Consider the following 7,102-nt stretch of genomic DNA (forward strand, 5'->3'; position numbering starts at 1 on the left):
CCTCGCGTTTTCACTTGGGGTGAGGGCGGTCACCGTGCCGTGAAGGCGAAAGTGCCTCCTGGCCAGGGACGATGAGACTTGTCGAGGGTCTCTGCTGTCTCGGTTGGAAGGCACTTTCTGCGTGCAGGCTATCGGTTCGCGTCCCCTACGCCGCCCACGAGAGACGAGATCGCGAGTCACGGCTGTAGTACCCGGAAGGTATGGCTGGGAATGCGCCGATCGTCGTGTACCCGCCGCTCGGCACGGGCGGCCGGCGGGTCACCGCGCGCGGGCAGATCCTCGGCCTGGCCCACTCGGACGCGGAGGTCGTGGAGTTCCTGCGCCGCGCCGGCCTGCCCGACTCCGGCAACCTCCTCGACGACCCTGCATGGGTGACATGGAGGGTCGGCCGGGCCCACGAGTACGAGGCGGCGTAGCCGGGATTGTCAGTGGCGCCCACGATGATGCTGTCCATGGCGATCACGATGACCGACTACGTCAAGCATGCGAGAGATTCTGCCAGTGCGTGCGGCAAGTTCGGTTCGATCGGAACCTGGTGAACCTATGTGGTCAGAGCACTGGCGTAGGGGATGGAACCGTGCACTGGGCTTGGTTACCAGTACGCCGTCATGCTGCCGTCGGGGTTGGTCTCTTCGCGCACCGTCGCGGTGTACCTCCGCCAGGCCGGTATCTCCATTTCGGCCGTCGCGTGAAGCCAGTCCGTGAAGGAATCGTGGCTGCGGACGGGGACATCGCCGTTCATACCCTCGGAGTACGACCACACTTCGGGGTCCGGACCGCTGCCTCGCAGGAAGTCGAACTGGTATCCCTGGTGCATGGTGAAAACGCGGTCGGTTGGTTCGAAGTGGAAGGGTGAGTTGTTCTCTTCCAGGAGCTCTCGGGCAGCTTCTCCCAGGCCAAGGACATCCGGGTAGTAGACGTCTTCCCCACGCATGAACCGCCCAGCTCCACCGCCGATGTGTGAGAGGAACGCATAGTAGGCGTCTGCCATAGGAGCCTGCTGGTCACGCTCGATGTCCAGCACGGCCTCATCCGACAGGCCCTGAAGCTGATCCGGGCGGGCTGTCGTGCCATCAGTGATCATGTCGACGACAATGCGGACCCGCTGCGCCGCTGTCAGGGCGCTGGGGTCGTCCCAGTCGGCTGGCCACTCCACCGGCACCGGCGCCGTTGAGCTCTCCGGTCGGCGTCGCTTCCACCACACGTCGCACCACCATCCGTTCGCAATGAGGGCTCCGACGAGTTCGGACAGCATCGCGCTGCACGAGTGCATGTCCCGGCCCCATGCGGTGTATATCAGGCGGCAGCCTCGCCAGACCTGTCAGCTCGCGTAGACGACCAGGCGCCTGCGCAGGGCGAGTCTTGCCCTGAGCGACTTCGCGGGCCTTTCGCAGGCCCGCCTCTTCTTCGCGGTGGGCTTCCCTATTGCAGCGTGAGGCGTACGCCGATCCTGTGTCGACGACGGGTGAAAAGTGGACCGGCGGCGACGCATGAAAGTTGTCCCCCTCCAAGGGCCTGGCTCGTTGAGTCAGGCCGGGAGGATGGGTGATCAGCGTGGAGGAATGGGCGGAGATCCGCCGGCTTCATCGGACCGAGTGGATCGCGAACTGGTCGACTGCGACGACCGCACCGGACGGCGGAGCTAGCGTTGCTTCATGACGTGGAGCGAGGCGGAGTACACCGAGTACTTGGAGAGCGAGAGGCGTTGCTATGCGTGGGCGATGCGGCGATACGGCGATCTGACGCCCGCCGAAGCGTGGCAGGCGGCCCTGGAGTGCTATCCCTACGAGCCGAGCGATGCACCATTCCGCGGCCTTGTCTTTCATGACGAGGCATGGCACTGGGCGATGCTGAAGATCTACGGGCATCGGTACGCGAGGGACCATCCAGAGCTTGCTTCGCTGCCGGCTGAGTACGTGCTGCTGGATGTGTGACCGCGGTGTCTTGGTCTCCGCTTGCCCCGTGACCTTTCGGCAGCTGCGGGCCTGGGGGGGCCGGACACACGAGCTGATGGCCGAGGTCGTGTGCCATACACGGACCTCGCCGCTGTCCCTGGTCGCGGACGGTTCGATCCAGTCGTCTCCGAGGGAGCCCTGCGCGGGGTGACGTAGATCGTGGCAGTGCGCTGAGGGGGGGCTAGGAAATGCGGGACGGGCATGCATCATCCAGGGCTGCAGGAGCGGGGTTGTCGACGTGATCCCAGGAATAGGCGGCGTTGAACCGTTCAAGAGCCCGCAGGGTACGAGGCGACAAGATCTTCATCGTCCCAGTTCATCAACTCCCAGCCGCGTGAACACCCTGTTCTAGAACAAGGACCACTTGCTCCCGGGCTGCCGGACGCAGTCCAAGGAAGCGAGTTGAAAAACACCTACTCAACTTGAATCTTGACGTCCAACTCGTTGGCGCGACTGCCCTCATGCAGGTCAGAGCCATGGCTCATGGCCGGGCGAATACCTCAGGCAGGTTGCGGGACGCCGCCCCCGCGAGGCCCCACGCCCTGGGCGTTCCGTAACCTCTTCGAGTCTGGCAGCCGTGCCTGGCAGCACCCGCAGGATCGAACCCATGAGGCCAGGATGACCGACTACGACAGCGTGTGGCGACTCATGGATGGCAGCACCCTCGTCGGCACGATCACCGTGTGACAGTGTTGGACGACTCTCTGCGTGAGCACGAAGGCGGGGGTTCGCGACACTCGTGGTGGACATGAGTGTTGATCTTGGTGGGCAGTCTGATCTTGCTTCGTGAACGACGACGCGGTGTGCACGAGGTGGAGGTGCGATGCGCTCGCCGGCGAGGTAGCGGGTGACGGTGGAGGCCGCGTAGTTGGCCTGCACGGCCAGACTCCGCTGGGTCACCCCGTCCATAGCGAAAGCGGGTGGGTGCAGATCCTTTGGAGGGAATCGACCGTCCGCTCTCGGCAGTCAAGGGAATCTCGGTCGCCCGTGCGGGTGGAGGAGTACGACAATGGCGGGATGCCATCGCCCGAGCTCACTGCGGATGAGTATGAGAGAACCGTCGAGATGACAGGTGGTACTACGTGTGGGCCCTGTCCAAACGGAGTGAGATCCTCTGAGCAGCCATAGGCGGAACAGGTGCTGTCCCGTCTCAGTGAAGTCGGGGAAGTCTCACCCTGGCAACGCCGCGCGCCCAGCCACAAGGCCATAGGGAGACAGCCAGCACCTCGAGCCTCAAAGACCTCGATTCGACTCAGGTGAACGGTCTGGACGCTGCATTTTCAGGCACAGGTTCTGACAGTTCAGGGAACGCGGCCGCTGCTTCCAGCTCGAGTCCGCCGTTTTCGGCTGGTCCGAGCTGGCCGTCGGGGCGGGTGGGTGTAGAGGGCGAGGAGTCTCGTGGCGGGGCCGAGTCTCTTCTTGCGAATCTTCCGGTTGCCGGTCACTTTCTGGGTCCAGGCGGAGATGCGGGCGCGGTGGTTCTTGCCGAAGGCGAGAGGGCTGGGCTGGTCGGGAAGCAGGGTGGGGATGGTGAACGGCGCAGGGGTTCTCGGGCCGGGAGGCCATTACCTCGGCGGTGGTGGCGGGCTGGATCAGGCAGCCGTCGGCGACGAGTACGTGCTCGGCGTCGTCTTGGAGTCAGCCGGTCATGTCCTGGCCGGTGATGTTGCCGGTTCCGGCGCGTGCGGCCTGCAGGGTGAGCATGAGCGCGGCCAGGTGTACTCCGGGCTCAGGGTGCGGGGTGTGGCGTAGTCGAGCACGCCGTCGGCGCGGTGCCCAGGCTTCAGACGCCTCAAATTCGCTTTTGGATCAGACGGCATCGCGGGCCCAGGTGGCCGGAGAGCCCGTGGAGGACGGCGTCGCCGAGCGGCGGCCAGTTGTTGAAGTGCACCGCGACGCTGGCGACGTGGATGGCCCACTGGCCGGTCCAGTCGCCCAGTAGGGCGGAAGTAGTGCAGTTTTCGCAGGTCGCAAACGGTTCCGTCTGATCAAGCCAGTGCTGGACGAGCGTGATGTGTGCGTCTTCGTTGAGCTGCGTGGTGCAGTTCGGGCAGGCTGGCGGGGTGTAGTTGCCGCCCGGGTCGTGGACTTGGCGTTGGTCGAGGATGTCGATGCCGTCGCTGACAGGGCCGTTGTAGTCGTGGGTGTCGCGGAGAGCGGCTGTGGCGGCGGGACCGGGGATGTACCGACTTGGCCGCCAGAGCGGATCATGGCGGTCATTGGGTTGAATGATCCGCTGATCGAGAAGCCAGATGGTGGCCGCCGCCGCCCGGGCGGGAGCTTCCTCGACCGAGGCGCTCAGCTCCGCGATGATGATCGCACTGTCGCTCATGGCTGCGAGCGTAGCGTTGGGATTCCAAGATCGGTCGGCCCGGCAGGACTGCGAGCGCCGAGTCATTGGTGCGAGTTTGTCGTCAGTGCCAGCGAGGCTAACCCGGAGGCGTTCTACCTCGCCGAGCCAGCCCTCGCGCTTGGCCTCCGCGATGTGGGCGTGCAGGTTGTCGCGGATCTCCACCAAGCGGCCGCGTTGGGCGGGGTGGGGTCAGAGCATCGGGCAGCGGACGCAGGCGTGTTCGTCGATGCAGGGGGGACTGAACGAGCGGCCGCAGGTGCCGATGGAGACGGGGGAGCAGGGGTGGTCGGTCCGCCGGCTTCGACAAGACGATCTACAAGCACAGGAACGAAGTTGAGCGAACGATCAACGCCTTGAAGAACTCCCTGGCCGTGGCCACGAGGTTCGACAACCGTGCCTACGTCTTCCACGGCACCGTCACCCTCGCCTCGATCAGACTCTGGCTCCGGCCCTGATCCGCTGTTCAGGCGCGTCCTAGAACGTCGCCAACTTCCTCACCACCACGTCGGCTGCCCTTACGTAGCGGTCCGGCTCCTCCGACTGGGCCCGCTCCGCCGGTCCTGCGTTCTCGCTATGCGCGACGAGTCTGAAGATCAGTGCACGGACCAGCATCTGCGGCCAGTCAGGATGATTGCTGCCGACCGTCAGCAGGTCAGACGGAAGGTCGAACCACAGCAGGCCGTCCGCAATCACGATGGCCTCGGCGAACACCGGCGGCCGCCAATACGGGGAGAAGTCGATAACCGTAGGCACTTGATCCGCAGCGAACAGGACATTGCCCGTGAGATCGCCGTGGATGAGCTGAGCTGCGTCCTGTTTCACTGGGCGCCTCAGCTCCAGCAAGGTCGAAAACGGTGCGGCGAGGTCGTCAATCACGTCGATGTTCTGCTCGCCCCACGCCACTCGGTCGGCAACAGCCCAGGGATGCACGTGCCGATCAAGGAAGTCGGGCCGGGGCACTTGCCGCAGAGCGGCGTGGAAGGCTCGGCCGGCGCTCAGCACGTCGGCCCAGTGTCCCTGCGGCCCAGATTGACCGGTCACGAACTCACTGGCAGTCCAGCCATCCACGATGCTTCGCCCGTCGGCAGCCCGCAGCGGTCGCGGAACTCGGAAGCCACCGCGTGACGCTAGCTTCTCGAACAAGGAAGTAGCCCACTCGACCTCGTCGCCAGGGCCCTCCGCGGGCTTGAATACATACTCGCCAACGAGAACGCTTCGTCCCTGCCCACCAACCAGCGGGACAGCAGAACCCTTCACCCCGAAGGCATCAAGGACGGCAGGGGCCGGGACGGCGTTGCTCGGCGTTTCAGTCACGCCGGTCATCCTGTCGACGTCGCCTTGCCTGGCGCATCTTGTTTTGGCCCAGCCCCATCCTTCACACGTGTACAAGCAAGATCCGCCGGACAGGGCCTAGTTGGACTTTGTTAGGTGGCTGGTCACGGCCCAGTTTCGGTAGTTCGCTTGGGGTATGACTCCGGAGGAGTTTGCCGGGTGTCGTGACCGGCTGGTGGAGTTCGCGGCGGAGGTGTTTGCGCCGCTGGTGCGGTCGGATCAGCGGGCGAAGGGCGGGCTGTATCTGCGGGGCCTGCTGCTGGATGGGCGGCGGAAGTCGATGCAGCCGATGGCCCGGCGGCTTGGTGTGGATCACCAGGGGTTGCAGCAGTTCGTGACGTCGTCGACCTGGCCGGTCGCCGCGGTGCAGCAGCGGCTGGCCCGGCGGGCGGTGGCCACGGTCCGGCCGGAGGTGTGGGTGGTGGATGACACCGGCTTCCCCAAGGACGGTGATCACTCGCCCGCGGTGGCGGCGCAGTACTGCCCGCCGTTGGGCAAGACCGCCAACTGCCAGGTGGCGGTGAGCGTGCACGCCGCTACCGACACCGCGTCCTGTCCGCTGGCCTGGCGGCTGTTCGTGCCCGCGTGCTGGGACGGGCCCGCGGCCTCCGAGCGGCGCCGGCACTGCCGCATCCCTTCTGGCGTGCACCATCAGGCGAAGTGGCAGCTGGCGTTGGACATGCTCGATGAGATGGGCGGGCTGGGACTGCGGCCCGCGGTGGTGGCCGCCGACGCCGGATATGGCAGCAACGCGTACTTCCGCGCCGGGCTGGATGATCGGCATCTGGCCTATGTGCTGCAGGTCGAGAGCAAGTTGACGGCATACGCGGCAGACGTGGAACCGGTGACTTTGACCTATGGCGGGCTGGGGCCGCATCCGCTGCCCCGCTATCGCACCCGGCCGGTCAGCCTGCGTGACCACGTGCTGAGTGCGGGCCGCGGACAGGCTGTCACCGTCACCTGGCGGCGGGGTCCAAGAGGTCAGATGCGTTCCCGGTTCGCATTCCTGCGCGTCCGCCCGTCCGGGCGCCGCCCCAAACCCGCCGCCGATGGCACCATCGCCCTGCGCTGGCTGATCGCCCAGTGGCCCACAGGCGCCGACGAACCGGTCAAGTACTGGCTCTCCAACCTGCCCGCCGACCTCCCACCCCACGTCCTGGTCCGCCTCGCCAAGACCCGCTGGCGCATCGAGCACGACTACCGCGAGCTGAAGACCGCCCTTGGACTCGACCACTTCGAGGGCCGGTCCTGGGAGGGCTGGCACCGCCACGTCACCCTCGTGACCGCGGCCCACCTGTTCCTGACCGAACGACGCACCGACCCAAAAACCCCTGCCAGGGCCTGACCCTCTACCAGGCCCTCGCCCAACTCCAGCACATGCTGGCCACCTGGTCAGGACGCTGTCCCACCTGCCGACAGCCCGCACCCTGGCAGCCCTACGACAGCACCTAACAAAGTCCTA

The 7,102-nt window shown here is 65.8% G+C and carries 7 protein-coding genes and 1 pseudogene; 5 read left to right on the forward strand and 3 right to left on the reverse strand.

Going from position 1 to position 7,102, the window contains the following annotated elements:
* The first annotated feature begins 200 nt into the window (after nt 1–200).
* Entirely contained in the window at nt 201–416 is a 216-nt protein-coding gene (locus ACQB60_RS45565) for a hypothetical protein (protein WP_496932013.1), read from the forward strand.
* A gap of 176 nt (nt 417–592) precedes the next feature.
* Here ACQB60_RS45565 and ACQB60_RS45570 read toward each other — a convergent pair whose 3' ends face one another.
* Nucleotides 593–1,273 (reverse strand): SMI1/KNR4 family protein, encoded by a 681-nt coding sequence (locus tag ACQB60_RS45570; RefSeq protein ID WP_496932014.1) that lies wholly within the window; start codon nt 1,271–1,273, stop codon nt 593–595.
* Between the two features lie 382 nt (nt 1,274–1,655).
* Between ACQB60_RS45570 and ACQB60_RS45575 the strand changes: the two genes are divergently transcribed.
* Both ACQB60_RS45575 and ACQB60_RS45580 read left to right on the forward strand, forming a co-directional pair.
* A complete protein-coding gene (locus ACQB60_RS45575; protein ID WP_496932015.1) occupies nt 1,656–1,934 on the forward strand; it encodes a hypothetical protein in 279 nt (92 codons plus the stop codon).
* 1,548 nt (nt 1,935–3,482) lie between these two features.
* The gene (locus ACQB60_RS45580; RefSeq protein WP_496932016.1) at nt 3,483–3,707 is read left to right on the forward strand and encodes a hypothetical protein; all 225 of its coding nucleotides are present in this window, start codon (nt 3,483–3,485) and stop codon (nt 3,705–3,707) included.
* Between the two features lie 40 nt (nt 3,708–3,747).
* Here the strand turns inward: ACQB60_RS45580 and ACQB60_RS45585 are convergent, their stop codons facing one another.
* Nucleotides 3,748–4,287 (reverse strand): hypothetical protein, encoded by a 540-nt coding sequence (locus ACQB60_RS45585; protein WP_496932017.1) that lies wholly within the window; start codon nt 4,285–4,287, stop codon nt 3,748–3,750.
* A 272-nt stretch (nt 4,288–4,559) separates the two neighbouring features.
* On the opposite strand from ACQB60_RS45585, the pseudogene ACQB60_RS45590 reads away from it, so the two are divergent.
* Nucleotides 4,560–4,763 (forward strand): annotated as a pseudogene (locus ACQB60_RS45590) (IS5/IS1182 family transposase); the annotation flags it as partial.
* 19 nt (nt 4,764–4,782) lie between these two features.
* Here the strand turns inward: ACQB60_RS45590 and ACQB60_RS45595 are convergent.
* The gene (locus ACQB60_RS45595; protein ID WP_496932018.1) at nt 4,783–5,622 is read right to left on the reverse strand and encodes an aminoglycoside phosphotransferase; all 840 of its coding nucleotides are present in this window, start codon (nt 5,620–5,622) and stop codon (nt 4,783–4,785) included.
* Nucleotides 5,623–5,776: 154 nt separating this feature from the next.
* Between ACQB60_RS45595 and ACQB60_RS45600 the strand changes: the two genes are divergently transcribed.
* Nucleotides 5,777–6,985 carry an IS701 family transposase gene (locus ACQB60_RS45600; protein WP_496932019.1) on the forward strand — a complete coding sequence of 403 codons (1,209 nt, stop codon included), beginning with the start codon at nt 5,777–5,779 and terminating at the stop codon, nt 6,983–6,985.
* Nucleotides 6,986–7,102 lie beyond the last annotated feature (117 nt).

Source organism: Streptomyces odontotermitis (genome assembly GCF_050510915.1).
Lineage (GTDB): Bacteria > Actinomycetota > Actinomycetes > Streptomycetales > Streptomycetaceae > Streptomyces.

Coding starts and splice junctions, on each gene's coding strand:
- ACQB60_RS45575 (WP_496932015.1), top strand. CDS start 1,656: ATGACGTGGAGCGAGGCGGAGTACACCGAGTACTTGGAGAGCGAGAGG.
- ACQB60_RS45585 (WP_496932017.1), bottom strand. CDS start 4,287: ATGAGCGACAGTGCGATCATCATCGCGGAGCTGAGCGCCTCGGTCGAG.
- ACQB60_RS45565 (WP_496932013.1), top strand. CDS start 201: ATGGCTGGGAATGCGCCGATCGTCGTGTACCCGCCGCTCGGCACGGGC.
- ACQB60_RS45570 (WP_496932014.1), bottom strand. CDS start 1,273: ATGCACTCGTGCAGCGCGATGCTGTCCGAACTCGTCGGAGCCCTCATT.
- ACQB60_RS45580 (WP_496932016.1), top strand. CDS start 3,483: ATGGTGAACGGCGCAGGGGTTCTCGGGCCGGGAGGCCATTACCTCGGC.
- ACQB60_RS45600 (WP_496932019.1), top strand. CDS start 5,777: ATGACTCCGGAGGAGTTTGCCGGGTGTCGTGACCGGCTGGTGGAGTTC.